The sequence below is a fragment of the Microbacterium sp. VKM Ac-2923 genome, from assembly GCF_022815605.1.
Classification (GTDB): domain Bacteria; phylum Actinomycetota; class Actinomycetes; order Actinomycetales; family Microbacteriaceae; genus Microbacterium.
In genome coordinates, this window is the sequence record NZ_JALGRP010000004.1 from 1 (window position 1) to 26742 (window position 26742).

Annotated in this window: 25 protein-coding genes; 11 read left to right on the forward strand and 14 right to left on the reverse strand. The window is 70.2% G+C overall.

The genetic code is table 11. From position 1 onward, the window contains the following. Window positions 1–167: 167 nt before the first annotated feature. Both MT347_RS07795 and MT347_RS07800 read right to left on the reverse strand, forming a co-directional pair. Window positions 168–743, reverse strand: coding sequence for a GNAT family N-acetyltransferase (locus tag MT347_RS07795; protein WP_243499806.1), 576 nt, complete (start codon window positions 741–743; stop codon window positions 168–170). After that, the gene (locus MT347_RS07800; protein ID WP_243499808.1) at window positions 740–1111 is read right to left on the reverse strand and encodes a MerR family transcriptional regulator; all 372 of its coding nucleotides are present in this window, start codon (window positions 1109–1111) and stop codon (window positions 740–742) included. Before MT347_RS07800 ends, MT347_RS07795 begins: the two co-directional genes overlap by 4 nt. 117 nt (window positions 1112–1228) lie before the next feature. Here MT347_RS07800 and MT347_RS07805 point away from each other — a divergent pair, with 117 nt between their 5' ends. Then, window positions 1229–2722, forward strand: a complete 1494-nt coding sequence (locus tag MT347_RS07805) for a SulP family inorganic anion transporter (protein WP_243499810.1) — start codon at window positions 1229–1231, stop codon at window positions 2720–2722. 126 nt (window positions 2723–2848) lie between these two features. Here MT347_RS07805 and MT347_RS18385 read toward each other — a convergent pair whose 3' ends face one another. Further along, entirely contained in the window at window positions 2849–3784 is a 936-nt protein-coding gene (locus tag MT347_RS18385; RefSeq protein WP_243499812.1) for an AraC family transcriptional regulator, read from the reverse strand. 417 nt (window positions 3785–4201) lie between these two features. Between MT347_RS18385 and MT347_RS07815 the strand changes: the two genes are divergently transcribed. Next, entirely contained in the window at window positions 4202–4549 is a 348-nt protein-coding gene (locus MT347_RS07815) for a hypothetical protein (RefSeq protein ID WP_243499814.1), read from the forward strand. Window positions 4550–4782: 233 nt separating this feature from the next. Here the strand turns inward: MT347_RS07815 and MT347_RS07820 are convergent, their stop codons facing one another. Continuing rightward, entirely contained in the window at window positions 4783–5235 is a 453-nt protein-coding gene (locus tag MT347_RS07820) for a helix-turn-helix domain-containing protein (RefSeq protein WP_243499816.1), read from the reverse strand. 186 nt (window positions 5236–5421) lie between these two features. Between MT347_RS07820 and MT347_RS07825 the strand changes: the two genes are divergently transcribed. Continuing rightward, a complete protein-coding gene (locus MT347_RS07825; protein WP_243499818.1) occupies window positions 5422–5607 on the forward strand; it encodes a hypothetical protein in 186 nt (61 codons plus the stop codon). Between the two features lie 280 nt (window positions 5608–5887). Continuing rightward, a complete protein-coding gene (locus MT347_RS07830) occupies window positions 5888–7084 on the forward strand; it encodes a glycosyltransferase (protein WP_243499820.1) in 1197 nt (398 codons plus the stop codon). Window positions 7085–7175: 91 nt separating this feature from the next. Here MT347_RS07830 and MT347_RS07835 read toward each other — a convergent pair whose 3' ends face one another. Then, a complete protein-coding gene (locus MT347_RS07835) occupies window positions 7176–8369 on the reverse strand; it encodes an MFS transporter (RefSeq protein WP_243499822.1) in 1194 nt (397 codons plus the stop codon). Between the two features lie 47 nt (window positions 8370–8416). Continuing rightward, complete coding sequence (locus tag MT347_RS07840) at window positions 8417–8833, reverse strand: nuclear transport factor 2 family protein (RefSeq protein ID WP_243499825.1); 417 nt, start codon at window positions 8831–8833, stop codon at window positions 8417–8419. 167 nt (window positions 8834–9000) lie between these two features. On the opposite strand from MT347_RS07840, the gene MT347_RS07845 reads away from it, so the two are divergent. The 4 genes from MT347_RS07845 (at window position 9001) to MT347_RS07860 (ending at window position 13953) form a co-directional block, all read left to right on the forward strand. Further along, window positions 9001–10095 carry a type III polyketide synthase gene (locus MT347_RS07845; protein ID WP_243499827.1) on the forward strand — a complete coding sequence of 365 codons (1095 nt, stop codon included), beginning with the start codon at window positions 9001–9003 and terminating at the stop codon, window positions 10093–10095. Between the two features lie 68 nt (window positions 10096–10163). Continuing rightward, entirely contained in the window at window positions 10164–10829 is a 666-nt protein-coding gene (locus tag MT347_RS07850) for a methyltransferase domain-containing protein (RefSeq protein WP_243500470.1), read from the forward strand. Further along, on the forward strand, window positions 10816–11943 hold the full coding sequence (locus MT347_RS07855) for an NAD(P)/FAD-dependent oxidoreductase (protein ID WP_243499829.1): 1128 nt from the start codon (window positions 10816–10818) through the stop codon (window positions 11941–11943). The genes MT347_RS07850 and MT347_RS07855 overlap by 14 nt, the downstream gene beginning before the upstream one ends. A gap of 72 nt (window positions 11944–12015) precedes the next feature. Beyond that, complete coding sequence (locus MT347_RS07860; RefSeq protein WP_243499831.1) at window positions 12016–13953, forward strand: alpha-amylase family glycosyl hydrolase; 1938 nt, start codon at window positions 12016–12018, stop codon at window positions 13951–13953. On the opposite strand, the gene MT347_RS07865 is transcribed toward MT347_RS07860, so the two are convergent. The 7 genes from MT347_RS07865 to MT347_RS07895 form a co-directional block, all read right to left on the reverse strand. Beyond that, complete coding sequence (locus tag MT347_RS07865; protein WP_243499833.1) at window positions 13896–14918, reverse strand: LacI family DNA-binding transcriptional regulator; 1023 nt, start codon at window positions 14916–14918, stop codon at window positions 13896–13898. The genes MT347_RS07860 and MT347_RS07865 overlap by 58 nt on opposite strands. Before the next feature lie 124 nt (window positions 14919–15042). Next, window positions 15043–15999: a sugar ABC transporter permease gene (locus MT347_RS07870; protein WP_243499835.1), complete on the reverse strand. Its 957-nt coding sequence runs from the start codon at window positions 15997–15999 to the stop codon at window positions 15043–15045. Then, complete coding sequence (locus tag MT347_RS07875) at window positions 15999–17618, reverse strand: ABC transporter permease subunit (RefSeq protein WP_243499838.1); 1620 nt, start codon at window positions 17616–17618, stop codon at window positions 15999–16001. The genes MT347_RS07870 and MT347_RS07875 overlap by 1 nt, the downstream gene beginning before the upstream one ends. A 101-nt stretch (window positions 17619–17719) precedes the next feature. After that, window positions 17720–18991 (reverse strand): extracellular solute-binding protein, encoded by a 1272-nt coding sequence (locus MT347_RS07880; RefSeq protein WP_243499840.1) that lies wholly within the window; start codon window positions 18989–18991, stop codon window positions 17720–17722. Window positions 18992–19195: 204 nt separating this feature from the next. Next, window positions 19196–21016, reverse strand: coding sequence for a glycoside hydrolase family 13 protein (locus tag MT347_RS07885; RefSeq protein ID WP_243499842.1), 1821 nt, complete (start codon window positions 21014–21016; stop codon window positions 19196–19198). A 215-nt stretch (window positions 21017–21231) separates the two neighbouring features. Continuing rightward, entirely contained in the window at window positions 21232–22080 is an 849-nt protein-coding gene (locus tag MT347_RS07890; RefSeq protein WP_243499843.1) for a UbiA family prenyltransferase, read from the reverse strand. A 217-nt stretch (window positions 22081–22297) separates the two neighbouring features. Further along, a complete protein-coding gene (locus MT347_RS07895) occupies window positions 22298–22657 on the reverse strand; it encodes a sugar ABC transporter ATPase (RefSeq protein ID WP_243499845.1) in 360 nt (119 codons plus the stop codon). A gap of 283 nt (window positions 22658–22940) precedes the next feature. Between MT347_RS07895 and MT347_RS07900 the strand changes: the two genes are divergently transcribed. Both MT347_RS07900 and MT347_RS07905 read left to right on the forward strand, forming a co-directional pair. Continuing rightward, window positions 22941–24149: an NAD(P)/FAD-dependent oxidoreductase gene (locus MT347_RS07900; RefSeq protein WP_243499848.1), complete on the forward strand. Its 1209-nt coding sequence runs from the start codon at window positions 22941–22943 to the stop codon at window positions 24147–24149. 199 nt (window positions 24150–24348) lie between these two features. Then, window positions 24349–24801 carry an SRPBCC family protein gene (locus tag MT347_RS07905; protein WP_243499850.1) on the forward strand — a complete coding sequence of 151 codons (453 nt, stop codon included), beginning with the start codon at window positions 24349–24351 and terminating at the stop codon, window positions 24799–24801. Window positions 24802–24864: 63 nt separating this feature from the next. Here the strand turns inward: MT347_RS07905 and MT347_RS07910 are convergent, their stop codons facing one another. Continuing rightward, window positions 24865–25857 carry an aldo/keto reductase gene (locus MT347_RS07910; RefSeq protein ID WP_243499852.1) on the reverse strand — a complete coding sequence of 331 codons (993 nt, stop codon included), beginning with the start codon at window positions 25855–25857 and terminating at the stop codon, window positions 24865–24867. A 151-nt stretch (window positions 25858–26008) separates the two neighbouring features. Here MT347_RS07910 and MT347_RS07915 point away from each other — a divergent pair, with 151 nt between their 5' ends. Beyond that, on the forward strand, window positions 26009–26476 hold the full coding sequence (locus MT347_RS07915; RefSeq protein WP_243499854.1) for a hypothetical protein: 468 nt from the start codon (window positions 26009–26011) through the stop codon (window positions 26474–26476). The last annotated feature ends 266 nt before the right edge of the window (window positions 26477–26742 follow it).

A 26742-nucleotide genomic window follows, 5' to 3' on the forward strand; every position in this document is an offset into this window, starting at 1 on the left:
CCGCTTCACACTCCGCAAAACGCTGAACACAGCCACGCCCCTCAATCAGGGTGTTGCACTGACCCAATGAGACCGCCCTCGGCGGCATCCTCCCCTGGCCGGATCTCCTCCTGGGGCGACACGCCTGCCGGCACGGTCCGGCCCGGGACAGGGCCAGGCGCACGCGCTCAGCCGCGCAGGCGCTCCTCCAGCCCGGCGCGCACCGCGGGCCATTCCTCGCGCAGGATCGAGAAGTAGAGGGTGTCTCCGACACTGCCGTCGGGCGCGATGCGGTGGTGACGCAACCGCCCCTCGGGCGTGGCCCCGAGTCGTTCGATCGCCCGCGCGCTGCGCGCGTTGCGCGCGTCACAGCGCAGCGCCACGCGGTTCAGGACCCACGTGTCGAACGCCTGCTGCAGCAGCAGCAGCTTCGCCGCCGGATTCGTCCGCCCACCCTGGAACGCGCGGCCGTACCAGGTCGTGCCGATCTCGATCCGGCCCTGGGCCGGTGCGAAGTCGTAGAACGTCGTCGAGCCGTGGATCACCGCCGTCTCGGCATCCCGCACCGTGAAGGCGTACATCCCCGGCGTCTCGAGCTGCTGCGCGACGCGGTCGGCGTAGGCCCCCACCGAGTCCGGCCAGGGCGTCGTCATCCCTGCCCACAAGGCCGGGTCGGTGAGCGGCCACGCGGCAGGCGCGTCGTCGGGGTGCGCGGGGGTGAGCCGGATGCCATGCCCCTCGAGCACGATGTCGTGAACGGTCATCGCGCCTCCAACTGCGCGACGAACTCGTCGGCGGCGTCGAGCTTGCGGCGCAGATCATCGCGGCGCGTGACGGCCTCGTCGCGGATGTCGGCCAAGCGGGCGGCGAGAGCCGTATCGCGAGGGTCGGCGTCGAGCCCGCCGACGACGGCGAGCAGGTCGCCCATCTGCTCGAGCGAGTACCCCAGCGGCTTCATCCGGCGAATGAGCAGGAGCCGCGACTCGTCGTCGGGGGTGTAGAGCCGGAATCCGCCGTCGCTCCGCGCCGAGGGGCGCAGCAGACCGATCTCGTCGTAGTGGCGGAGCGTGCGGATGGACAGCCCGGTGCGCTCGGCGAGCTCGCCGATCTGCATCGGTCGCTGGGCGGTCATGGCATCCCCCGTTCCGCAACCCTCTCGTTACGGTAGAGTTCGTATCGGTCGCGATCGCGACCCCCCTATTCTTCCCCGCGCCGACGCGGGTTCCCTCCCACCTCCCGGAGCATCTTCATGACCGACGTCCTCGCGCGCCCGCGGCCCGAGCCCACCGTGCTGCAGGCCCTGCGCTCACCGCGCCTGCTCACCCGCGAGGTCCTCGCCGGCCTCGTCGTGGCCATCGCCCTCATCCCCGAGGCGATCGCCTTCTCGATCATCGCCGGGGTCGACCCGCGGCTCGGTCTGTTCTCGTCGTTCGTGATGGCCGTCGCGATCGCCTTCCTCGGTGGGCGCCCCGCCATGATCTCGGCCGCGACCGGGGCGATCGCCCTGGTCATCGCACCCGTCGCCCGCGAGCACGGGGTCGACTATCTCCTCGCCACGGTCATTCTCGGCGGCATCCTGCAGGTGGTGCTCGGCCTCCTCGGCGTCGCCAAGCTCATGCGCTACATCCCGCGCAGCGTGATGGTCGGTTTCGTCAACGCGCTGGCGATCCTCATCTTCACCGCGCAGGTGCCGCAGCTCATCGGCGTGCCGTGGGCGGTGTACCCGATCGCCGCGGTGGGACTCCTGATCATGTACCTGCTCCCGCGCGTCACCAAGGCGGTACCGGCGCCCCTCGTCGCCATCGTGCTGCTGACCGGCGCTGCCGTGGTGTTCGGCATCTCGGTGCCGACGGTGGGCGATCAGGGTGCGTTGCCCGAGAGCCTGCCCGCGTTGCTGATCCCGAACGTGCCGTTCACCCCCGACACCCTGGCGATCATCTTCCCCTTCGCGGTGGCCATGGCCATCGTGGGGCTGCTGGAGTCGCTCATGACGGCATCCCTCGTCGACGACATCACCGACACCCCGTCCTCGAAGACGCGTGAGTCGCTCGGCCAGGGCGCGGCGAACGTGCTGTCGGGCTTCTTCGGCGGAATGGGCGGTTGCGCCATGATCGGCCAGACGATGATCAACGTCAAGGCATCGGGCGCCCGCACCCGCATCTCGACCTTCCTGGCCGGCGTTTTCCTGCTCGTTCTCGTCCTGGTGTTCGGTGATGTGGTGGCGATCATCCCCATGGCGGTGCTCGTCGCGGTCATGATCGTCGTCTCGGTCGCCACGTTCGACTGGCACAGCATCCGCCCCTCGACGCTGCGCCGGATGCCGGTGAGCGAGACCATCGTGATGGTGCTGACGGTGGCGGTCACGGTGTGGACGCACAATCTCGCGATCGGTGTCGGCGTGGGTGTCGTCGCCGCAGCCGTCCTGTTCGCCCGCCGCGTGGCGAGCCTGACCACCGTCACCCGCGTCGCGGACGACGAGGTCGCGCGCTACACCGTCGAGGGCGAGCTGTTCTTCGCCTCGAGCAACGACCTGACGACGAAGTTCGCCTACCACCGCGACCCGGCTCGCGTCGTGATCGACCTGTCGCGCTCGCACGTCTGGGATGCCTCGACCGTGGCAGCCTTGGATGCCGTGCAGACGAAGTACGCCCGCCTCGGAACCGCCGTCGAGCTGCACGGGATGAACGACGCCGCCAGGCGCTTCCACGGGCGCCTCACCGGCGGGCTCGGCGTGGGCCACTGACCCCGGGCGCGAGGCGGCATAGCCGGGCCGGGACGGTGCGGCCGTGAATGGGGCGGTGCGCGGTGATGCCGGTATCGCGTGGCGAGGCAGAGCGTGGCGCGGCGGGCCGGTGCGGAGCGGCGGGCGTCAGGTCCGCAGCGTCGTCGACGGGGTCTCGCCGAACTCCCCGCGGTACATCGCCGCGAAGCGGCCCAGGTTGGAGAAGCCCCAGCGTGCGGCGATGGCGGCCACCGTCTCCACCGACGGGTCGGCGCTGCGCAGCTCCGCGCGAGCCGCATCGAGACGCACGCGGCGGAGGTACTGCATCGGGGTGCGGCCCGTCGCCGAACGGAAGGCATACTGCAGACCGCGCGGCGATAGACGCGCCGCCTGAGCGATGTCGGCCAGCACCACCGGCTCGGCGGCGTGGGCCTCGACATAGGCCTTGGCACGCCGCACCGGAGCGGGGAGCGGACGCGCCGGCCTGCCGGCGGCGAGGGCATCGGTGAAGGTGGTCGGGAAGGCCAGGAGCGAGGCCTCCAGCATGAGCGTCCGCGCCTGCTGCTCGATGATCGGGGTGCGCTCCGGCGAGCGCAACAGCACGTCGCGGGCGTACTCCCACGTGCGTGTCCAGTACCGCAGCCGCTGCTCGTTGACCGGCGCATACCCGGTGGGTCGGACGCGCAGGGTGTCGTCGCCCGAGAGCCGACGCGCGGCCTCGTCGAACTCCGCTCGGGCGAAGGACACGGCGGTGCCGGCGATGCGGCCGGTGAAGGCGAGCTCGATCGGGCGGTCCACCACCATGAACGGCACGGCGGTGTCGATGCGTTCGCGCCGATACGTCCCCGTCACCCGAGGGCCGGCGATGCGGCCGACCACGACCTGGTCGAGAGGGTCGGACTCGACCGTCATCGTGGAGCCCATCGTGTAGTCGCAGAACCCGAAGCCGGGCTCCGATGCCGCGTGCCAGGCGAGCGCCGGCTGGATCGCCTCGGCGCGCGAAATGCGCGCGCCGGGGACGATCGTCTGCCAGAGATGCTCGACGGTCTCGGCGTCGCGCGTTTCGATATTGGTGTGCTCCACGGGTTTTTCCTAAATCGTCCGAAAGTATGCGGCAAGACCATTGCGCCGGGAAATACGAGAAGGTATGGGACCGCTCTCATGCGTTGGACGAAGAAGTCGGTACTGACCACCGATGCCCCCGCACCCGCACTCCACCGTAACCTTTGAGTCGGCTGTGGTGCGCATTTCGCAGGAGTGGCCGCAACGCGCGCACCTCCGTCCGTCCCGCGCATCGTCGCCTTTTCATCGTTGCTCGGGCGGCCCGAGCAGGGGAGCATTCTCCGGGACGGGGCGGCATTGACCGAGCGTTCGTCGTTCCCCGACGCGGTCGGTCGGGCGGTGTCTCGGCGTGGCGCTCGTGACGCCGCGCCGAGACGCCCTCCGTCCCGCGATAATGAGGGGGGTCGCCGCTCGGCGGCCTTTCTCGAAGGGATGCCGATGCCGTTTCGCACAATGACGACGTTGCAGACCTGGGTCGACGATTTCCGCGCTCTGGGGTACGACGACGCAGAAATCCTGCGCGTCATCCCCCAGGACAGCGACGCGGGCGAAGACGCCGGATTGATCGCGGCGCGTCTGCGCAGCGTGTCGACGACGTTCTACGTGGCACCCGGAGCGGCCGAGGGCTCGACGGAGTGGGCTGTCACATTCGAACCGCGTGAAGACGCCGCCCCTCTGCCCGCCGGCCGGGTCATGGCACTCGCCGGCGAACTGGCGACCCTCGCGGCACTCTGCTCCTTCCTGCAGGCGCGATCCGAGGCGTTCCTCGCCTCCGTTCCGGACTGATCGGAGCCGACCGCCGACGTCGGCGGCATCCTCGGACGAAGCCGCCCAGCGGGGGACGGACGACCTGCCTACGGCACCCGGCCCCGCTCCCGAGACTCGCAGCTGCCGGTCGTCAGCGGCATCCTGGATCGGGCGGGGCCGACTGCGCCCGCGCGCCGGGACGGCGACACCCATGGCAAGCTGCTACTTCGCGGCAGCCCAGGTCGGGTCCTGCACGCCGAGACCGCGGTGCGTCAGCCTGCGGCCGTCGCGACGATTCGCCGCAGAAGATCCGCCGTCCGCCCCGCCTCGGCCGGATTGATCGTCGCGATCGCCGCTTCGATGTCGGCATCGAAGGCCCGCAGCGACGACCACGGCGGAGCTCCGAGGTCGACGGTCGCCGTGATGTGGTTGACACGGCGGTCGTCGTCGTCGAGATCGCGGCGTACCGCCCCTCGCTGCACGAGACGATCGATGAGGGTCGTCACTCCCGCCGAGGTGATGCCGAGGTGGTCGCGCACGTGCGAAGGCCGGGCTCCGGGGTTGTCGGCGACGAACAGCAGAGCGCGTGCGTCGAGTTCGTTCAGCCCCAGCTCGCGACGAGCCCCGGCAGCGGCGATCCGCCGCGCCTCTCCGTAGGCGAGAAGGGCGTGTCCGAGCGTCGACCCGGGCACGGGCGACGAGGAGATCTCGGATGAGGGGAGCACGACCCCCGATCGTACCCAGTTCCGCGATGGACGCGTGCAGCATGCGCTCCGCGCGTCTGCGCGTCGCCGTCGGCGGGCGCCACGCGCAGCTCGTCGCCGTTGTCAAGCGGGGCGCGGGCGGTCCCGACCGACGATAGGACTGAGACCAACAGCACCCCGTCGGGAGACGGGAGCAAGGAGAGCACCATGATCCACGGACAGCAGAGCGGACAGCAGGCGGGTTCGGTGTGGGGCATCGCGATGTCGACCGCCATGGGCAACGGCATCGTGCCTCGTTCGATCGAGGAACCTCGCGCGCGCACCGCGCTGCGCTGGCCCTGGTCGCGCACGCGTGACGCGGGTGAGTCGATGGCGGCCCTGCGCCGCGCCTGATCCGCAGCCCCTCCCCCCGGCGCGTCGGCTCCCACCCCCTGGAGTCGGCGCGTCGGCTTTTTCCCTTCCGAGGTCGCCTCGCGCCGCGGCGCCCGCTGGGCCGTCGACCCTCGCGGATCACGGGGGCATCGAGGAATCCGGATGCCGGCGGGCTGACCGCCCCGGCGTGCGCGGGCGTTCATTCGATGGTCGTCCGGGCGTAACCCACGATGCCGGGTCGAGCCTTCAGCATGGGACGACCGCTCCCGCGGTGCTGGAGTCCCGACCCGGAGGCGACCCGATGATTCGACCGGTCCGTGTGCTGTCGTTGTACGAAGGGTTCTTCGCGGGTGGTGCGCGCATCCTTCACTCCGACGTCGTGGCGGGTCTGGCCCGCGACGGGTCGCAGCAGCACCGCGTGCTCTCGCTGACCTCCGCCGCCCGCCGCGACGCTTCGCTGCAGCTGGCGCGCGACGACACACGCTTTCGCCGGCTGCGGGCCGCAGGCGTTGCGATCGACGCCTTCGACCGCATCGCCGGGGACCGCCCCCTCGCACCCGAGGACTTCACGGTCGACGAACTGACGCGCGCCGCGGAGCTCTTCGCCGAGACCGACGTCGTGCTGTCGTTGAAGGAACAGCCCCTCAGCCTCGTCGTCGCCCTGCAGCGCGCGGGTCTGCTGCCCGACCGTCCGATCGCCGCGTGTCTGCACCGCTCCGACCCGACGCACTCGGGTCCCGCCCTCGGGTGGCTGGCCGATGCGGCCGCCTCGGGTGCGGTGACGGCGACGATCGCGTGCGCCGAGTCCACCTCGACGGCGTACGCGCGCGCCGGCGTCGCCCCCGCGACCTCGTGGGTCATCGACAACGGCATCGACACGCGGCGGTTCCGCCCGGGCACCCGGGCCGAACGTCGACGCGTCCGCGCCGGTCTCGGCATCCCGGAGTCTGCACCCGTGATCATGTTGGCCGCGAGGTTCGATGCGATGAAGGACCCGGGACTGTTCCTGCGGGCGGTCGCCGGACACGCGCGTCGCAGCCCCGAGACGCACTACGTCGTGTGCGGGGCGGGAATGACCGCCGCCAACCCCGCCTTCGTCGCGCTGCGCTCCGAGAGCGGTGTCGGCGCCGAGGTGCCCCTGCACGCCCTGGGCCTGCGCGAGGACATGCCCGAGCTGTACCGCGCCGCCGACGTCGTCGCCCTCACCAGCGCGTTCGGCGAGGCGTCGCCCCTCTGCCTCGTCGAGGGTGCGGCATCCGGGGCCGTGCCCGTCACGACCGACGTCGGCGACGCCGCACGCGTGGTCGAAGGCTTCGGGCTGGTCACATCACGGAACGAGGATGCGATCGTGGCGGCGTGGGGCGAAGCTCTCCGGCATCGGACGACCCTGCGCGCAGCCGCCCTCGGCGCTCGCGGGCGGCTGGACCGGCGACGCATGATCGACGATTACCGCGGGGCGATCGCGGGTCTGCTGCTGCCGAGCGTCATGGCGGCCTGACGTCGGAGGTCGCCCCGCGGCGCACCGGCGGCGGCGGCGGCGGCGGGCGAGCATTACGGCCGCCACACCTCGGCCCGAACCTGCGGAGGGGTCAGCCGACGGTGACGGTGCGTCGCAACCCATGGGCGGCGAGCGCCGTGCACAGCGCGCACGCAGCGGCCGTCCCTCCGAGGAGCACCCACATCGGCGCGAACACGGTCAACGCTGCGAGGGCTGCCGGCAGCAGGAATCCGAGATACGTCAGCGAGTAGTACACGGCCGTGATGCCGGCGAGGTCCCGGGGTGTGGCGAGTGCCTGGGCGGCGGCGAGTCCGGCGACCATCGCGAGACCGTAGCCGGCTCCGAAGACGGGAGCTGCGACCAGCACGATCCACACCTGCTGCAGGGCGGCGGCGGGCATGAGCAGGACGGCGCCCAGGGCGATGAGCGAGCCACCGACCACCCCCATACGTCCGCGCAAGAACGTGGCGAGGTGACCCGAGAAGAACTGCGTCACCCAGCCCGCGCCGAGCGTGATGACCACCACGAGCGTTGCGAAGCCGACGGTGAACCCCGGGAGGCGACCGCTCACCAGGCTCGGACCGACGGCGAACGACAGGGCCGGGGCGGCGAACACCCAGGGTGCGAGCGGAAGGATGACGCGCAGGAACGTCGGTCGGGCCGACCGCGGGAGTCGCAGGTCGCCGTACAGCCGAGTCACGCCGGGAGTGAAGGGGCGCGTCTCGGCCGCCCGGAGGAGGACCACGGCGGCGACCACGCACGCGACGATCTGCACGAGATAGGGCACCACCGCCGGCCACGGACCCCACTGCGCCAACGCCCCGCCGATCCCCGCGCCACCTCCGAAGCCGATCGTCAGCATGCCCGCGGCCCGCCGCGCACCCGCCGACGACCGCCCCTCCGCGATGGAGAGCTCCTTGATCCACGACGTGCCGACGACCATCCCGGCCGCCACGCTGAGACCGCAGATGAACCGCCCGGCGCCGAGACCGACGAAGCTCGCGCTCGAGCTCGCGAGGACGACGCTCCCGAGGACACCGAGGCCGAGCCCGACGAGCAGCACCGGTCGCCGACCGTACCGGTCGGACCAGGCGCCCGACAGAGCGAACCCCGGGATAATCCCGAACACGTAGGCGCCGAGCAGGATGTCGACCTGGACCTGGGAGAAGCCCTCGACCTGCCGGTAGTACTGCATCAAGGGCAGGAAGTGATTGCCGCCCCAGGCCAGGACGATCACCGCCGGGGCGACGAGAAGCCAGGATCGGGCCTGCGGGCCGACAGTCACCGCACCCTCATCACCGGCTGGGCCACCGCGGGGCCGTCGAGGAGACGTCACTCCGGCTGATCGGGCTGGTAGACCTTGCGGAACGCGTCCTTGCGGGCGATCTTGCCGTCGCGGAACTCGTAGATGTCGCAGCCGCGCGTGGTCAGGATCGTTCCGTCGGGACCGGGGCCCGTGAACGACCAGGTCGCCGCGCCCCGGGTTCCGGCGATGAGGGGCTGCTCCTCCTCGTGCCGTTCCTGTCCGGTGTCGAAGGCGAGCATCAGCGCGAACCCCTCCCGGACCCGCTCCCTTCCCGACCAGGTGCGGCCCGGCTCGGGACCCACCGACGCACTGTAGACGCAGTCGTCCGTGACGTGGCTCATGAGGGCGTCCAGGTCGCGGCGGGTCCAGGCGTCGCTGAACGCGGCCAGCACCTCAGGCGTCATCTGCGGGGTGTCGTGCGGGGTCGGGAAGGTCTCGCTCATGAGTGAACTATGGCACCGGGCGGGCGCGATGTCCCGCGGGACTCTCAGCCGAGCGGATGCCGTCGGGGCGCCGGCGCCCGCCCTCTCGGCCCCGCGGCACCATAGACGCCCCACTCACGGTGCGCTATCCCTGCAGCGCGCACCGGATGCCATGCCTACTGTGAGACATGACCGCGCGCATCCTCTCGATCGGCACGGCGTTGCCGGACACGCGCGTAGACCAGTCGGCACTGCGCGACCTCTTCGCCGCACAGCCCGGCTTCGACCGCAAGAGCCAGCGGCTGGTGGGCGCGGCCTTCGATGCCGCCGCGATCGACACCCGCCACGTGGTGCTGCCGCAGCTGGCCGGACACGCCGGGGACGGCCTCGGCGTGCGCGACGGCGACACGCTGCTCATGCCGCCCACCGGAGCCCGCAACGACGAGTACCGCCGCACGGCGCCCGCGCTGTTCGCGGAAGCCTCCCGCGCCGCGATCGCCGGGTCGGGATATGAGGCGGATGCCGTGACGCACGTCGTGACGGTCTCGTGCACCGGCATGTTCGCGCCCGGGCCCGATTACCACCTCGTCCGCGACCTCGACCTGGCACCGTCCGTCGAGCGCTACCACCTGGGCTTCATCGGGTGTGCCGCGGCCATCCCCGCGCTGCGACTGGCGGCGCGCATCGTCGGCGCCGACCCCGCGGCGGTCGTCCTCGTCGCCTGCGCGGAGCTGTGCTCCCTGCACTGGCAGACGTCGTCGAACCCCGACCAGATCGTCGCCGCGTCCGTGTTCGCCGACGGTGCGGGCGCGGCGGTCGTGGCATCCGGGAACGCCTCCCACGACGGCCTCGACCTCGACGACTTCGCCACCCACGTGACCGACGAGGGAGAGAAGGACATGTCGTGGACCGTCGGCGACTCGGGCTTCGAGATGACGCTGACGCCCGAAGTGCCGCGCATCATCGGGCGGGAGATCTCCGCCATCGCCGCCGATGTCGTGGGAGACCTCGACCGTGTCGACGCGTGGGCCGTCCATCCCGGAGGGCGCAGCATCCTCGACCGCGTCGAGAACGCCCTCGGCCTGGATGCCGCCGCCCTCGCGCCCTCGCGCGAGGTGCTACGCCGTCACGGCAACATGTCCAGTGCCACGCTCCTGTTCATCCTGCGCGACCTGCTCGCCGACACCGCGCGTATCGAGGGCGATCGGGTCGCGGCGCTCGCCTTCGGGCCGGGACTCACCGTCGAGGCGGCCAAGATCACCGTCCGGCGCCCGGCGGCGTGAACCGCCCCGTGACGTCGGCCGCCCGGCCCCGGGGGCTGTCGCGACGCGACACGTCGCTGACCGAACTCATGGACGACCCCGACTGCGACCCTCGGGCGCTGGCCGCGACCTACCGCCGGTTCGACCTGGTGAACCGTCTCGTGTCCGCCTGGGGACGCGTGTACCGCGAGCACGTCGCGCCCGAATTGCGCTCGCTCGGTCGTCGGGCGCGGGTACTCGATCTCGGCTGCGGCGGAGGCGATGTCGTCGTGCGCCTCGCCGCCCTCGCCGCCCGGGACGGTCTCGCCGTCGACTGGGTGGGCGCCGACCCCGACCCCCGCGCGCACACCGCCGCCCTCGAACGGCAACGGTCGGGCGTGCGGTTCGTCGCCGCGGGTTCGCGCGAGCTGCTGGAGGCGGGCCAGAGGTTCGACCTCGTCGTGAGCAACCATGTGCTGCACCATCTCGACACCGAGGGATTGCGCTCGTTCGCCGACGACTCGCTCGCCCTGTCGCGTGGCGCCGTCCTGCACGCCGACATCGCGCGCAGCCGTCCGGCGTACGCCCTCTACGCCGTCGGCATCACCCCTCTTTCGGCCGGCACGTTCCTGCGCGTCGATGGACTGCGCTCGATCCGTCGCAGCTATCGCGCGCCCGAACTGGCCGCCGCGCTCGGCTCCCCGTGGCGGGTGGAGACGCCGGCACCGTTCCGCGTGCTCGCCGTCGCCCGCGGACGGGCGCATGCCGATGCCTGAGGTACTCGTCGTCGGCGCGGGACCCGTGGGCCTCGCCCTGTCCGCCGACCTGCACTCCAGGGGAGTCGACGTCGAGGTCGTCGAACGTCGCGCCGACGCGGGCGGCGGAACACGCGCCATCGGCATCCACTCCCCCGCTCTGGCGCTGCTCGAGGCGTGCGGCGCGACAGACGGCATCCGCGCCGAAGCGGTGAAGATCGCCCGGGGCGAGGCGCGCGCCGACGGACGGGTGATCGCCGAGATCCGCTTCGACAGCCTGCGGGCGCGGCATCCCTACGTCGCGGCGTTGGCGCAGACCGACACGATGCGGGTGCTGTCCGCTCTGGCCCCTCCGGTGCGCCACGGAACAACCGTCGAGGCGCTGCATCCCGACGGCGACGGCGTGCGGGCCGAGGTGGCGGGACCCGACGGACGGGCCGTACTGCGCGCCGGCGTGGTCGTCGTGGCATCCGGCTGGGCGGGACGCGGACTGGTCTACCGCCCGGCGGCCGTGCGCACGCTCCACTACCCCGACCGCTACGTCATGGCCGATGTCGTGGCATCCGGGGGTCCGGTGGCGCGCGTGCACCTCGAACGCGACGGCGTTGTGGAGTCGTTCCCGTTGCCCGGGGGGCGTCGGCGGCTCGTCGCGTGGGCCGGATCGGACGAGGTGGCGGATGCCGACGGCTTCCTCCGCGACGCGGTCGCCGCCCGCACCGGAGTCGACGTCGACATCGCGGGGGCCTCCTCGTTCGGCGTGCGGCGCGCGGTCGCCCCGGCCCTCCGGCGCGGGCGCATCGTCGTCGTGGGCGACGCCGCGCACGAGGTGAGTCCCATCGGCGGGCAGGGCATGAACCTCGGTCTTCTCGATGCCCTCACGCTCTCCCCGCTGCTGGCCCCGTGGGTGCGGCGGGGCGACGACGCGTCCCTGGCCCGGTGGGAACGCGACCGTCTCGCCTCGGCCCGGCACGCGGCGCGACTGGCCTTCCTCAACACCCTGCTCGGGCGCGCGGCGGGTCCGGCAGCGCACCGGATGCGGACCGGCACGCTGCGGACGCTCCTGCGGGGACCGGGCGGGGCGGCGTTCACGCGCGCGTACGCGATGCGGTTCGACCGGGCGGCGCGGGGAGCGTGACCACGTGGCGTGCGTCGGCGCGACGATGAGCGGTTCTTCCCGATGAGGTCCCTGCGACGCTAGCGTCGTCGCATGAACCCCCTGCTCCCCCATCACGACGGTTCACCACTGCACGTTTCGGAGTCTTCTCCCCAGATGGGGGATCTCGTTCGCGTGCGACTTCGGATACCCGTCGAGCACGAGGACGTGGTCGCCGTACGGATCCGCTCGACGGCCGACGCCGAGCCCTTCTTCGTCGAAGCACGCCCGCTCGGTACCGTCGACGGGTGGCACTGGTGGGAGGCGCCGCTGCCCGTCGCGAACCCGCGTACGGGGTATCGGTGGATGCTCACCCTCTCCGGGAACCGGGTCGTCTGGCTCAACCAGGCCGGGCTGTCCGCCATCGAGACCCGCGACTCCGAGGACTTCGCGCTCGTCGCGGACAACCCTCCCCCGTCATGGCTGCCGGGTGCGGTGATGTACCAGATCTTCCCCGATCGATTCGCGCGGTCGGCCACGGCAGACCGTCGACCCGTGCCCTCGTGGGCGCTTCCCGCGGCGTGGGACGATCCCGTGGATCCGGTGTCCCCCGCGCGAACGCGGCAGTTCTACGGTGGCGATCTCGACGGCATCCGCGAACACCTCGACCACCTCGTCGATCTCGGTGTGACGGTGATGTACCTCACGCCGGTCTTCCCCGGCTCCTCCAACCATCGGTACGACGCGTCGACCTTCGACCACGTGGACCCGGTTCTCGGCGGCGATGCGGCATACGCGGGTCTCATCGCGGCCGCGCACGATCGCGGGATTCGAGTCATCGGCGACCTCACCGTGAATCACTCGGGCGACGGACACGACTGGTTCCGTGCGGCATACGGGCATCCGGGCGCCGCGGAGGAGGACTTCTACTACTTCACGGACGATGCCAACACGCAGTACACGTCCTGGCTGGGATTCCCGAGCCTCCCGAAATTCGACTGGGCGAGTTCGGAGTTGGCTCGCCGGTTCGTGGACGGCCCGGATTCCGTCGTCGCTCGGTGGATGCACCCGCCGTTCTCGCTCGACGGGTGGCGCATCGACGTCGCCAACATGACCGGACGCCGGAGGGCAGAGGATCGAAACGCCGTCGTCCGCCGCGCGATCCGCCGCACGATGACGGCCGTGAATCCCGACACATACCTCGTCGCGGAGTCGACGGCCGACGCGACACACGACCTGCAGGGCGATGCGTGGCACGGTGCGATGACCTATGTGCCCTTCACTCGACCGCTCTGGAACTGGCTCGGCGAGACATCGACGACGCCGTACCGGAATGCGCAAGGGGAGACGGTGGCGGCTCCCTGGTACTTCGGTCAGCCGGTCGCGCAGATCCCGCGGTTCACCGCACGACAGTTCGTCGAGACGCACAACCGCTTCCTCAGCGGCATCCCCTGGTCGGTGCGCCTGGGGACGATGAACACCCTGGACAGTCACGACACCGCCCGGTTCGCCACGCACGCCGATGCCGCCGTGATCCCGTTGGCCGTCGGCTTGTCGATGACCCTTCCAGGGGTCCCCGTGGTGTGGGCCGGCGACGAGTTCGGCGAGCAGGGCGTCGACGGTGAGATGAGTCGCACGCCGATGCCCTGGCATCGTGTCGATGAACCCGGGCGTGCGGCCCGGTTCGCGCTGTATCGCTCGCTCGTCGCCGTGCGCCGTGACCACCACGTCCTCGGCGACGGCGGCCTGCGCTGGGTCCACGTGGACGACAACGCGATCGTCTTCCTCCGCGAGGGAGAGGGGGAGTCGATCCTGGTCCTCGCCGCCCTCGGCGATGTCGTCGTCGACCTCGACCCCGTCGTGCTCGCGGGTGCCCGTTCGGCGACGTCGGTCTTCGGTGACGCCGCTCTTGCGTTCGACGAGAGCGGCGGGGCGGCACTCACCGCCTCGGGGCCGGTCTTCGCGGCGTGGTCACTTCCCGGGGTGGCCGCGCCTCACCGGGCGTCAGACGGCGCAGCAGTACTCGATCGAACGATCAGGTCGAACGGCTGAGAGGTGTGATCCCCCGGGTCGTCGATACCCGCGCCGCCGTCCAACTGCTTCAGCAGGATCTTCACGGCTTGCGCGCCCTGCGCTCCCGGGTACTGAGCGATCGTGGTCAGGCCGAAGAACTGCGCGTGCTCGTGATCGTCGATGCCCACGACGGAGATGTCCTCCGGGACCCGGAGTCCCAGGTGACGAGCCGCCAGGATCGCTCCCATCGCCATCTCGTCCGACACGGCGAAGATCGCTGTCGGGCGACGGGAGTCATCGGTGAGGAGATGCATCGCCGCCTGATAACCGCTCTCGATCGAGAAGCTGCCCGTCTCGAGGAGCGCGGCGTCGACCTGCAAGCCGTTCTGCTGGAGGGCGAGTTCGTAGCCGACCTGTCGCTTGACGGGGAGATGGAAGTCCTTCTGCCCCGGTGCACCGCCGATCAGGGCGATCCTGCGATGACCGAGGGAGGCGAGATGGTCGGTGGCGAGTCTCGACATCTCGACGTCGTCCACGCTGAGCGTGTGCAGTCCGGCGATGGGACCGCCGACGCAGACGACGGGCTTCCCGACGGCGAGCAGACTGCGCGCCTCCTCCGCGCCGACCTCGAGGCTGATCGCGATCAGCCCGTCGGTGCGGCCTCGGTGGAGGAGTTGGGTGAAGACGCTCCCGCGGGTGTCCGCGCCACCGCCGAGGTTGTACAGGGTGAGGTCGAATCCCGCGCGGATGAGTTCGTTCTGCGCCTCTTCCAGCACCGACGCATAGAACCACCGCCGCACCATCGGCACGATGATGCCGATCGCGCGGGATCGCCCCGTCGCCAGTCCGGCTGCGGTGGCCGATGCCACGTAGCCGAGATCGGCCGCTACGGAGACGACGCGCTTCTGAGTGAGACCAGCGACGGATCCGCGACCGGTGAGGGCACGTGACACGGTCGCGGCCGAGACGCCGGCCGCACGGGCCACGTCTTCGATACCGACCATGATGCCCCTGCTTCCTGAGGCCTCGGCTGGGTCCGGACCGCTCAACGTGAGGATAGCCCAGCGCGAGTGCGCCCCCACCCCACCACGGAACTCGCTCGCCCGAGCCCCGTGGTGGGGGCGCAGCTCAGCCCTTGACCGACCCCGCGGTGATGCCTCCGACGATGTAGCGCTGGAGGTATTGGAACAACAGCACGACGGGTACGGCCGTGAGGACTGCCGCGGCTGCGAAAACGCCGAGGTTGCCGGTCCTGTCGGAGTCGAGCAGACCGTACAGGCCCACCGCGAGAGTCTTGACCTCGGTGTCGCGAAGGAAGATGGACGCGAGGATGAATTCACCGATCACGCTGACGAACGAGAGCACCCCGGTCACCGCGAGGATCGGCGTCACCAGCGGCAGGATGATACGGAAGTACACCTGCGTGTGAGTCGCGCCGTCCATGATCGCCGCTTCGTCGAGCTCGCGCGGGATGGAGTCGAAGAAGCCCTTGATGAGCCAGACCTGGCCGAGAGCGCCGCCGAGGAGGACCACGATGTAACCCGCCAGGGTGTCCAGCCCGATGAACGGCGCAACCTGTCCGACGGTCGTGAAGATGGTGAACAGGGCGGCCGCTGCGAGGAACTGCGGGAACATCTGCACGAGCAGGAGAGCGAAAAGGCTTCCCCGGCGCCCTCGAAAACGGAATCGCGAGAACGCGTACGCCCCGGCCGCGCTGCAGAAGATCGAGACGACGACGACGACCGTGGCGACGATCACCGTGTTCAGGAACCAGCGCGCGAACGGCAACGTCGGGTCGGTGAACAACGCGATGTAGTTCTCGGGACTGAACGCCGTCGGCAGGATCGACGCCGACGACACACTGCCGTTGGGGTTCAGCGACGCCGAGAGGATGTAGACGATCGGAATGAGCGCATAAACGACCGCCAGAACGCCGACGATGTAGCGCCAGCCGACCTCCTTGAACCATCGGCCACGCGAGATCTTGTTCATCTGCGGGTGCTGGAAGACCGGGCCGCTCTCGTTCGGATCGGTGAGGGTTGCGGAGGGGACGACTTGGCCCGCCTGGGGGTTGACCTGTGTCATCAGTACTCCTCGAGCTTCTTCGTGGCGCGGAACTGGATGGCGGCGAGAATGCCGGTGAGGATGAAGAGCATCACGGAGATCGCCGAGGCGAAGCCGATCTGCTGTGCTCCGCCGCCGAAGGCGAGGCGGTAGGTGTAACTGATGAGAATGTCGGTGCCCCCGGCTGTCGGATTATCGGGGCTGAATGGGCCGCCCTCCGTGAGGAGGAAGATCGCACCGAAATTGTTGAAGTTGAACGCGAACGACGAGACGAGCAGGGGGGCGACGGCGACCAGCAGCAGCGGGAACGTGATCTTGCGGAAGTTGGTCAGCCCGGTCGCTCCGTCGATCGACGCCGCCTCCTTGAGGTCGGACGGGATCGCCTGGAGCGCTCCTGTGCACACCAGGAACATGTAGGGGAACCCGAGCCAGAGGTTCGCCAGCAGCACGGCCACCTTCGCCCAGAACGGGTCGCCGAGCCAGTCGATCCCGAGGCCGGTCGTCGAATTGATGAGGCCGAACTCCGGGTTGAAGAAGCTCGACCACACGAGGAGGGAGATGAATGCGGGGATGGCGTAGGGCAGGAGCAGAGTCGATCGGAACGCCCGTTGGCCCTTCACCCTGTCGTCGTTGAGGACGGTGGCGAGGAAGAGTCCGAGCGCGAAAGTGGTCGCGACGGAGAGCACGGCGAAGATGAGCGTCCAGGCGAAGATGCCGAGGAAATCGCCGCTGATGGCGGGGTCGGTGAAGGCCCGGATGTAGTTCCCGAAACCGACGTTCTCACCCCAGGAGATGTCCGACAGCCGCTCGCCGTCCGCGCTGGTGAAGTACTTGCGGTCGCCGACCTGGACCGGGGAGTAGTCGACACCGGTCTGAGTGTTCGTGATCGTGTCGGTCGCCTCGTCGTACACGAGGGGCGAGGAGAGCTCGACGGCGCGGAAGCCCTGCTGGGTGATCACGCCGTTGTCCGTGGGGACGGCGAAGCCCACCAGCGGCCCCTCGCCCTGGCTCAGCTCGTTGACCTCGACTCTGCTCAGGATCGTGTAGCCGTCGGCCGCGGTGACGACGTCGTTGTCGACTGTGACCGAGCCGGGATCGAGCTCGCGCAGGCCGTCGGGGCTGCCCGCGAAAGCATCACCGGTCGACTCGTCGACGAGGAGGAACGTGTAGGGACCGCCGGTGGACGAGCCCTCGCTGCCGACCGAGAGATTGAAGGTGCGTGCGCCATCGGCCTGCACGGCCGAGTTCGCGATGATTCGCGAGACCGAGACTTCTTTCGTCGTCCGTGTGCCGTCGCCGTAGTTGGTGGACGAGAGCTGGAACGTGACGATGATCGGGTAGATGACGAAGAGGACGAGCAGCAGCGTTCCCGGCACGAGGTACTTCGCCGGGACGAATCGTCTGGTGGCGTAGACCACCACGAGCACCGCGACGATTCCCCAGATGACCGCGAGGAACGCCCATTGGCCGGTGCTGATGAGGGCCGGGGTCAACATGACCGCGAGAGCGGCGATGATCCCCAGGCAGAGGATCCTGACGAGGAGTCCGCTCACGGTCGTGGGCTGCTTCTCCCCCGGCGAGCTCGGATCGAGACGACTGCTCTTCTTCTTCTGCGCTCTGTTGTCAAACTGGATAGCCACGGGTCACGCTCCAAAGCTCATTGCGAAGACCCCACGGGGTCCAGGGTGGGATGGCGACGGCGGTGGAGCGAGAGCGACCTCCCGCCCCACCGCCGTCCCGATCAGTTGTCGCCGATTGCGGTCGCGATGGTCTTCTTCGTGCTGTCCATCGTGGCGGCCGGGTCCTCGCCGCTGATGATCGCGGCCCAGGCCAGGCCGAGCGGTGCGAACACTTCCGCCATCGCCGGGATGGCGGGCATCGGCGCGGCGTTGGTGACCGCGCTCTCGAAGTTCAGGACGTCCTCGTCGGTGACTCCCGCGAGCACCGCCGAAGAGGCCGGCGGCTGGCCGCTCAGGTCGTACAGCTGCTGCATGGCGTCGTCGCTGTTGAGGTAGTTGGTCACGAACTCCTGCGCGAAGGACTTGTTCTTGCCCTCGGACGCGACCATGAAGCCCTGCGCGCCCATGAACGGCTGAGCCGTGGCCCCACCCGCGAACCCGGGAACCGGCTGGATTGTGTACGCATCGCCGAGCGCTTCTTTGACGTCGGGGAGAGACCAGGGGCCGGAGACCATGCAGGCGGCCTTGCCCTCGGTGAACAGGGAGAGGTAGTTGTCGCTGCTGATCGAGGTACGGATGGTGTCGTCACCCGCGGAGCCGAGCGCGGCGATCTTCTGCGCAGCGGCGATCGACTCCGGCGTGTCGAGTCCGAGGTCGGAGGGGTCGTAGTTCCCGTCGGCGTCACGGCCGAAGACGTATCCGCCGGCGGAGGTGAACAGGGGCTGCATGTGGTACGCGTCGCCGAGTTCGCCCTGCTGGAGGATCATCGGAACCTCGATGGTTCCGGCATCGACGGCCGGCTGCGCCGCCGCGATGACGTCTTCGATGGTGGCGTAGGTGCCGGGCGCGTAGGCCGTGTTGCAATACAGCGCGACCGACTCGACCGCCCACGGCAGCGCGTACAGCTGGCTGTCGTAGGTGGCGGCCTGCACGGCCACGGGGAGGTAGCCCTGCAGATCGCTCGCGGAGATCTGCAGAGGGTCGATGGCGCCGTTCTGGACGAGCTGTCCGATCCAATCGTGCGCACCGGCGACGACATCGGGCCCGTTGCCCGCGGAGTTGGCCGTGATGAAGCTCTGCCGGGTGTCCACGATGCCCTGGACTCCGACGGTGATGCCGTTCTCCTCGGCGAAGGCGTCGGCGAGCTTCTGGATGTAGTCGACGCGAGTGGGCTCGGCCCAGATGACGAGGTCCTCGCCGCCGCGGGCAGCGGCGGTCGAGTCGGGCGAGGCTCCGGCGTCGGCGGTGGGGGCGGTGCCTCCGCCGCTTGCGGTGCAACCCGCCAGCAGCAGGGAGAGGCCGGCCAGAACGGCGGCCGGTGCGGTCTTGCGCATGATGCTCCTCAGGGAATCGGTGGGCGAAGAGCGCGATCCCGGAGGAACGCGGCTCTGCGTTGAGTAGGACAGTAACGCCAACGGCGGCTACTTTGGAAGCGTTTCCATTGCTCGGAAGGTCACAGATTTGTTACGGGGGCTCGCGATCGAGAAGGCGCCGAAATCGTCGGGTGCTGCAACAAATCCCCGGACGCCGTCGGGCAGCTAGGGCAGTCGCCACATCGAGAAACCCGGACCGTGTGCCGGGAGCCGAAGAGCGCCGTCGGCGTCGGTCTTCACGTCGGCGGTACCCGCCAGACCGTGAAGAATGCCGTCAGCGATTCCCGGTGACAACAGAACCGGTTCGTGCGGTGATCGTGCCGCGTGCACGAGGACGCTCTCATCCGGAGCTTCTCGAACGAACGTGACGACGTCGGCACCGACGGCCAGCCAGCGCAGCCCGCCGCGTCGGAGAGCCGCGCTGCCGGCGCGCGCGCCGAACAGAGCTCGCGTCTGCGCCAGCCGAGCGGTGTCCCACTGCGAGGGGTCCTGCCAGGGGAAGGGGCGCCTGCCGTCCTCCCCGTTCACTCCCTCCAGCCCGATCTCGTCTCCGGCCCAGAGCATCGGGATGCCGGGCATGGCGGCGAGCATCCCGAAGGCCACGGTGACGAGGTCCGTGTCCCGCTCGAGGAAGGTCGCGACCCGGGCGACGTCGTGCGAGCCGATCAGGGTCAACGCGTGCGCTCGAGAGCGCCACGGCACGGCGGCGTCGAAGGCGCGCATGGCAGCGACCATCGCGTGCCCATCCAGGGTGGGAATGGGCGTGAAGGGGCCGGGCTGGAGCTCTATCGGCGCGGGAGGTCGAAGCCACTGCCAGAGCGGACGGGAGAAGCCGGCGTAGTCCATGACTCCGTGCCACCCGTCACCGAGAAGATCCGCGGAAGCGTCATGCGAATGTTCCGCGAGCAGCAACGACTCGGGATGCGCGTTCGCCATGGTCGCGTTGATCGCGGTTGCGACCTCGTGGTTCAGATCCACGGGGCCGAGGCGCCCGGTCATGTTGGCGACATCGATGCGCCATCCGTCGAGGCCGTGAGGACCCAGCCAGCGGGCCACGGTCGATCCCGGCCCCTCGTAGAGCGCTTCTCGCAGGGCGGGGCTGCTGTGGTCGAACTTCGGCAGCGAGGAGTGCCCGAACCAGGAGACGTAATCGTGCGGGTGGTGGGTGAAGGTGAAGTAGCTCGCCTCCGGCGAGCCGGCGTCGCTCACGGCACGGCGGAACCATTCGTGACCGTCGCCGCTGTGGTTGGTCGTGAGATCGCCCATGATGCGCATCCCGCGGGCATGCACGGCGTCGCAGAGCCTCACGAGGGCCTCGTCGCCGCCGAGCAGCGGGTCGACGTGGTCGAACGTCGACGCGTCATAACGGTGGTTCGATCGGCCCGGGAAGACCGGCGTCAGATAAAGGGTGTTCGCTCCGGTGGAGGCGATGTGGTCGAGGTGGGAGATGATCCCGTCGAGGTCGCCGCCGTAGTACTGGAACGGCGTTTCGGGACCGTCGCCGATCACGGCATCCGACCATTCCTGCGCGATCGCCCAGTCGGGCGCGGCCCGGTCCATCGATTTCGCGAACCGATCGGGGAAGATCTGGTAAAGCACGGCATCCCGCGCCCAGTTCGGCGGGGCGGGGTGGGTCGTGATGCGGAAGTCCGCAGCGTCGGTCACGTCGTGCTGGTGCAGACCTTCTCCATTGAGCCATTGGTACGCATTCGGCACGCCATCCAGCAGCCACCGGTAGTTGACGACACGGTTCTCGACGGTGAATTCGGCCCGGAGCCAGACGTCGTGCGGGGTTTCGCGGTCGACGTGGGTTTCGATGAGGGCCTGCTCTCCGTCGATGCAGGTGCGCAGGAGCGCGCGTTGGACGCCGCTGCTCCTCGGCACGCGGAGAACGACGGAGACCACGTCGCCGAGCACCGGGGCGAGGGTCGAGACATACGCCTCGGACCCGTCGTGGTGGGGGACGCTGGACAGGTTGGACAGCATGACAGACCTCCTCATCGAGGCCCACGTCGACCGTCGGCGTGCACAGATCACCACCTGACGGCGGCGGTGGCCGCTCAGTCGTCGATGGTAGCGGAAGCGTTTCCATTCGTCTCCGATCGCGTTCACGTGCGGTGCATCGCGCGTATTCGACCCTCCGGATCGCGCGCGGGAGGCGATACGGGAGCGCCCGGGAGGGCGGCGCGAGGGACGAACCCTCAGGCAACGACCAGTTGCGTGGCGAGCAAGAGCGCTGCGAGCATCGTGAGCTGGAATACAGCGCGACCGGGAGGCCGGACGAGCACCCGCACCACCGTCGCCAGGGCCACGGCCGCCACCGCCGCGAAGAACACGAGGCCGATCACGCTCACCCCCGCACCCAGGAGCACGGCGAGCGCACCGATCACGATCCCGACGGCCGCGAGCAGCACGGACGGGCGCGCGCCGAGCCGGTGCGGAAGACCGTGGATGCCGGTGCGGCGGTCGTCGTCGAGGTCGCGCACCACGTTGGTCAGGTGGACGGCCGCCCCCAGTGCCGCGCCCGCGGCCGTCGCCCACGGCGCCGCGAGCGCCGGCGCGGCCGACGAAAGGGGAGCGAACGAGGGGAACAGTCCGAAGCTCAACAGGAACGGCGCGATGGAGAAGGGCGTCGACTTCAGGCCTGCGTTGTAGGCCCACGCCGAGGCGAGGGCGATCGCGTGGGCGGCGACGAAACCGGGCCCGAGCGGCACCGAGAGCAGCAACGCGATGACGACCGCCCCCACACCGACCGCCAGCGCACGGCCGGCGGCGACCGCTCCCCCGGCGATCGGTTTGTCGGTGCGCCCGACCGCGGCATCCCGCGCCGCGTCGATGGCATCGTTCGACAGCCCCACCGACACCTGTCCGGCGAACACCGCGAGCACCAGCAGCACGAGGGACCAGGTCTCGACGCCGGCGGCGACCCCGAGCGCGAGCGACAGCACCGTGACGACGAGCGTGGGGCCGGGGTGCGTCGACGCCCACAGCGCCGCGACGACACCCGACCGCCCGCGGGCGAGGGGCGGTTCCGCCGCGGCATCCGTCACCCGATGACGCTACCGCGGGCACGTGGAGGAGCGGGCGGTGGCCCCGCCCGGCGAAGCCGCGCCCCACCCGCACGTGCACGACCGCGGGGCCGCGGATGACATACCGCTCCGGCAGACGCGGGCACGGCGTGCGTCGGAACGCCCCCTATCGTGCACCGGACGGGCGCACACGACGCCCCGGGATCCGCCTCGGTGGACACCCGAGGCGTCGCAGGTCTCAGAGGTCTTCGGGGGCGAGGTCGCCCTGGCCCTCTTCGCCGAGCTCGACCACGCCGGGGTCCTGGCCCTGCGAGTCGGTGCCAGTGGAGAACGGGTGGATGTCCTCCAGCGGGATGTCGCTGTCGTCGGCGGGGATCTCGGCAGGGTCGGCGCCCGTGGCGGTGGCCGGGTTGATGTCGTCGGGGTCGGCGCCCTCGTCGAGCGCCGTCGTCGCATCCCACTCGGCCTGCGCCGGGTCGAGCGCGGGGTCGGGCTCGATGGAGGTGTCGCCGTCACGGAGGGGCTGGATACCAGCGACCCCGCTGTCAGTGGCGGGGTTCGAAGAGGCGGTGGTCGGGTCGATCGAGGCGTCGCTCATGAGGGGGTCCTTCCGTCGGACGCGGGTCACCGCCGGGAACAGCGGTGCTCTCATCCCACACGCCGGACAGGCGACCGGTCCGCCCCTTGACACGCCTCGTGCCCGGTCCGCGTTTCCGCGAGCCGACGCAGGTCCGCCCCGCGAGGGTGATCCCACGGCATCCCCGGCGGATGGAGGCGCGAATCGGGCGGCGTCACCGGACCGTCGTCGATGCCACACGTTGTCAAGGCGCTGGCGCCGCGGAGCGTGCCGGGCGACCGTGAGGGAGACGAGAGGATCCCCCATGAACGACTCCCCTACCACCGTGCCCGCGCGCATCGTCGTCATCGGCGGTGGCAACGCCGGGCTCTCGGTGGCAGGCCGCCTGCATCGAGCGCGTGCCGGCACGATCACCGTGATCGAGCCGCGCGAGCAGCACGTGTTCGCACCCTTGCAGTCCCACGTCGCCGGCGGTTCCGCGCGCGCCTCCGAGGCTGTGCGAGCGCAGTCCGACGTCATCCCGTCCGGGGTGCGGTGGCTGCACGACGAGGTCTTCACGGTCGATGCCGATACCCGACGCGTGCACCTCGTCTCGGGCGGGCAGCTGGACTACGACCAACTGGTGGTCTGCGCCGGCATGCGCATGGCGTGGGAGCAGGTACCGGGGCTCCCCGAGGCGATGGCGGCACCGACGGGTGCCTCGAACTACGACTACGACCTCGCGGCGAAAGCGTCGCCGCTGCTGCGGGACCTGCGCTCCGGGACGGTGGTGTTCACGCAACCGCCCGAGCCCGCGTCGTGCGGCGCCGCGGCGCAGAAGCCCATGTATCTGGCGTGCGACTGGTGGCGGTCGATCGGCGTGCGCGACGACATCCGCGTCGTCTTCGTCTGCCCCGACCCCGTGCCCTTCGGCATCCCCGCCATCGACAGGGAACTGCAACGCAAGCTCGACGAGTACGGCATCGAGGTGCGCTACAGCAGGGAGCTCCGGTCGGTGGATGCCGACGCCCGCACGCTCGTGATCGGCCACGGCCACGCCGAAGAGACACTGTCGTACGACGTCTTGCACGCGGTACCGCCGCAACGGGCACCGGAATGGATCGCCGGGAGCGGGCTGGCGGCATCCGATGACCCCCACGGTTTCGTCGACGTCGATCACGAAACCTTCCAGCACCTGCGTCATCCCGAGGTCTGGTCCGTGGGGGATGCCGCCTCGGTCGCCACGCGTCGCTCGGGCGGGGCGATCCGTCAGCAGGCGAAGGCGCTCGTGAAGAACATGAAGGCCGTCCGCGAAGGACGTACGCCGTCGGCGAAATACAACGGCTACAGCGTCGTCCCCTTCACGGTGTCGCGCGGCACGGTGGTGTTCGCGGAGTTCGACCGCGAGGGGCGGCTGCAGCCGACGGTTCCGTTCTGGCGTTCGCTCTATCGCGAGCGGCGCCTGTCCTGGATCGCCGATCGCCGTATCCTGCCCTGGGTCTACTGGCACCTGATCCTGCGCGGGCTCGCCTGACCCGGTCTCTTCGCCGCTCGCCGGAGGCGTCGAAGAGCTCAGCACCATCCGCCGTACGCGGGGTCTCCGAGCCCATGCGGACACCGGAGGCACGTCCGCGCGTATAGGGCACGAATACGGATCCCTCAACCCCGGGGCTCCTCACCGTCACCGCGCGAAGACTGAGGACAGCCCCGGAAATCACACGAAAGAGGACACCATGGCCCAGGTCATCGAAACCATCGACGTCGACGTTCCCGTCCGCGTCGCCTACAACCAGTGGACGCAGTTCGAGGAGTTTCCGCACTTCATGAGCTTCGTGGAGTCCATCACTCAGAAGAACGACACCCTGACGCACTGGAAGGTGAAGATCGGCGGCGCCGAGCGCGAGTTCGACGCGGAGATCACCGAGCAGCACCCCGACGAGCGCGTCGCGTGGAACAGCGTCGGCGGCGACGAGAACCACGCTGGTGTCGTGACTTTCCACCGTCTCTCCGACGACGAGACCCGCGTCACCGTGCAGATCGACTGGGAGCCCACCGGCCTGCTCGAGAAGCTCGGTGCCGTCTTCGGCGCCGACGACCACTCGGTGAAGAAGGACCTCGACAACTTCAAGAAGTACATCGAGTCACGTGGTGCCGAGTCCGGCGCGTGGCGCGGCGACGTCAGCTGACGTCCGATCCCTCGAGAGCCGGGTCCACCCTTCGGGGCGGGCCCGGCTCTCGTCATGGGTGCGTCACCACTGCGGGTGGATCTCCGCGCGCAGTCGACGGTCGTACACGTCGCGCACCAGGGCGTCGAACGCGTCGAGGTCGAAGCCGCCCGTGATCAGATCGGCCGCGGCCGCGTTCGCCGTCGCCTGCGTCACCGATCGGGCACCGGGGATGACCGAGGTCACGCCCTCGCGCGACGCGATCCACGCCAGCGTCGCCGCGGGGAGCGTCACACCCTCGGGCAGCGACGCCCTCAGCTCGTCGGCCGCAGCCACGCCCTCGTCGAAGGGGACGCCCGAGAAGGTCTCGCCCTTATCGAAAGCCTCGCCGTTGCGGTTGTACGTGCGGTGGTCGTCCTTGTCGAACGTGGTGTCGCGCGTGTACTTCCCCGAGAGCAGGCCGCTCGCGAGGGGAACGCGCGCGAGGACTGCCACGTTCTTCTCGGCCGCGAGCGGCAGCACCTCATCGAGGGGCTTGAGACGGAACGGATTGAAGATGATCTGCAGGTTGGTCAGGTTCGGTCGGCGAAGCGCCGACAAGGCCTGCTGCATCGTCTCCACCGAGGCGCCGTATGCGGCGATCACCCCCTCCGCGACGAGCTGGTCGAGCGCCTCCCACGTGGCGTCGTCGTCGATGACGGCCGAGGGCGGGCAGTGCAGCTGCACCAGGTCGAGCGTGTCGGTGCCGAGCAGACGGCGCGACCTGTCGAGCCAGCCGCGGTAGTTCTTGATCGTGAAGTGCTCGGGCGACTGCTCGGCGCGCCGGCCCATCTTGGTCGCGACGGTGATGTCCGCGGCATCGGTGCTGCGCAGGAACTTCCCGATGATCTCTTCGGAGCGTCCGTCGCCGTAGACGTCGGCGGTGTCGAACAGCGTCACCCCCGCGTCGGCCGCCGCCGCGAGCACCGCGAGCGCATCATCCTCGCTCACCCCGCCCCAGTCGGGGCCGAGCTGCCAAGTGCCGAGGCCGATCGCCGAGACCTCGCGGCCGGTACGGGAGAGGGGACGCTGCTGCATTGCGGTTCCTTTCGAAGCTCCGTCGAGCCTATCCAGCCCCTCCGACACCGGGGCCATGCGGGAACGGATGCCGCGGTGCGACCGAGCGCAACCCCGGCCCGCCCCGCCGGTGCCGCGCCTAACGTTGCGGCACACCCACGGAAGGATCGCCATGAACACTCCCGCCGACCGGTTCCCCGGAGCCGACGAAGAGAACATCGTCCCCGAATCCGAGGGGGTGGCCGCCGACGTGCCCGCGGGCGCCGCCGGAGCCGACTCGGGAGCCGTCGGCACGGCTGAGATCGACGCCGACGACGAGGCCCGCATCCAGAACGTCTCGAGCCAGAACGACCTGCCCGGTGTCGGTACGCGCGCGGCCGACGGCCTGACCGAACGCGGTACGGACCACGGCGACGGCGGCTCCACCTCGCGCCACACCGAGGACACCGCCGGCGAGGCGCACGCGTCCGATGACGCCGCCGAGAGCGACCGCACTCCGGCCTCCCCGCCGGTGCGCGACGGCGGCGAGCCCCATGTCGACGCCGACGACCCCATCGCGCAGTTCCAGCCCGGTGTCGGCCGCGATTCTGCGGCATCCAGCAAGATCGCGCAGAACCTCCCTCATCCCGACGGCGCCTGACGCGCTACCGGGCCGGTCATCGACGGCGGCCGCTCGGCACCCGCCGATGTCGGGTGGTGAGCGGCGCCCGTCGCGGGGTCGTCCGGTCGCTGCCCTGGGCGCGGGACCGCTCCACGAGGTGGACACGACCGGACAGGTCGACGCCGCGGCCCTCGCCCGGACGATCGTCACTCTCGCGTCCGCCAGCCGGTAGGGGCGGCGTGCGCGGCAGGCGTCGTACGAAGCGTCGCCACCCACGGATCCGTTCGTCGGAGGCCGGTCCCTGC

What these genes read in the sequence shown, in the direction of transcription:
- MT347_RS07795 (WP_243499806.1), bottom strand. Translation starts at nt 743, where the DNA reads ATGACCGTTCACGACATCGTGCTCGAGGGGCATGGCATCCGGCTCACC.
- MT347_RS07800 (WP_243499808.1), bottom strand. Translation starts at nt 1,111, where the DNA reads ATGACCGCCCAGCGACCGATGCAGATCGGCGAGCTCGCCGAGCGCACC.
- MT347_RS07805 (WP_243499810.1), top strand. Translation starts at nt 1,229, where the DNA reads ATGACCGACGTCCTCGCGCGCCCGCGGCCCGAGCCCACCGTGCTGCAG.
- MT347_RS07815 (WP_243499814.1), top strand. Translation starts at nt 4,202, where the DNA reads ATGCCGTTTCGCACAATGACGACGTTGCAGACCTGGGTCGACGATTTC.
- MT347_RS07825 (WP_243499818.1), top strand. Translation starts at nt 5,422, where the DNA reads ATGATCCACGGACAGCAGAGCGGACAGCAGGCGGGTTCGGTGTGGGGC.
- MT347_RS07830 (WP_243499820.1), top strand. Translation starts at nt 5,888, where the DNA reads ATGATTCGACCGGTCCGTGTGCTGTCGTTGTACGAAGGGTTCTTCGCG.
- MT347_RS07840 (WP_243499825.1), bottom strand. Translation starts at nt 8,833, where the DNA reads ATGAGCGAGACCTTCCCGACCCCGCACGACACCCCGCAGATGACGCCT.
- MT347_RS07845 (WP_243499827.1), top strand. Translation starts at nt 9,001, where the DNA reads ATGACCGCGCGCATCCTCTCGATCGGCACGGCGTTGCCGGACACGCGC.
- MT347_RS07850 (WP_243500470.1), top strand. Translation starts at nt 10,164, where the DNA reads ATGGACGACCCCGACTGCGACCCTCGGGCGCTGGCCGCGACCTACCGC.
- MT347_RS07855 (WP_243499829.1), top strand. Translation starts at nt 10,816, where the DNA reads ATGCCGATGCCTGAGGTACTCGTCGTCGGCGCGGGACCCGTGGGCCTC.
- MT347_RS07860 (WP_243499831.1), top strand. Translation starts at nt 12,016, where the DNA reads ATGAACCCCCTGCTCCCCCATCACGACGGTTCACCACTGCACGTTTCG.
- MT347_RS07865 (WP_243499833.1), bottom strand. Translation starts at nt 14,918, where the DNA reads ATGGTCGGTATCGAAGACGTGGCCCGTGCGGCCGGCGTCTCGGCCGCG.
- MT347_RS07870 (WP_243499835.1), bottom strand. Translation starts at nt 15,999, where the DNA reads ATGACACAGGTCAACCCCCAGGCGGGCCAAGTCGTCCCCTCCGCAACC.
- MT347_RS07880 (WP_243499840.1), bottom strand. Translation starts at nt 18,991, where the DNA reads ATGCGCAAGACCGCACCGGCCGCCGTTCTGGCCGGCCTCTCCCTGCTG.
- MT347_RS07885 (WP_243499842.1), bottom strand. Translation starts at nt 21,016, where the DNA reads ATGCTGTCCAACCTGTCCAGCGTCCCCCACCACGACGGGTCCGAGGCG.
- MT347_RS07895 (WP_243499845.1), bottom strand. Translation starts at nt 22,657, where the DNA reads ATGAGCGACGCCTCGATCGACCCGACCACCGCCTCTTCGAACCCCGCC.
- MT347_RS07900 (WP_243499848.1), top strand. Translation starts at nt 22,941, where the DNA reads ATGAACGACTCCCCTACCACCGTGCCCGCGCGCATCGTCGTCATCGGC.
- MT347_RS07905 (WP_243499850.1), top strand. Translation starts at nt 24,349, where the DNA reads ATGGCCCAGGTCATCGAAACCATCGACGTCGACGTTCCCGTCCGCGTC.
- MT347_RS07910 (WP_243499852.1), bottom strand. Translation starts at nt 25,857, where the DNA reads ATGCAGCAGCGTCCCCTCTCCCGTACCGGCCGCGAGGTCTCGGCGATC.
- MT347_RS07915 (WP_243499854.1), top strand. Translation starts at nt 26,009, where the DNA reads ATGAACACTCCCGCCGACCGGTTCCCCGGAGCCGACGAAGAGAACATC.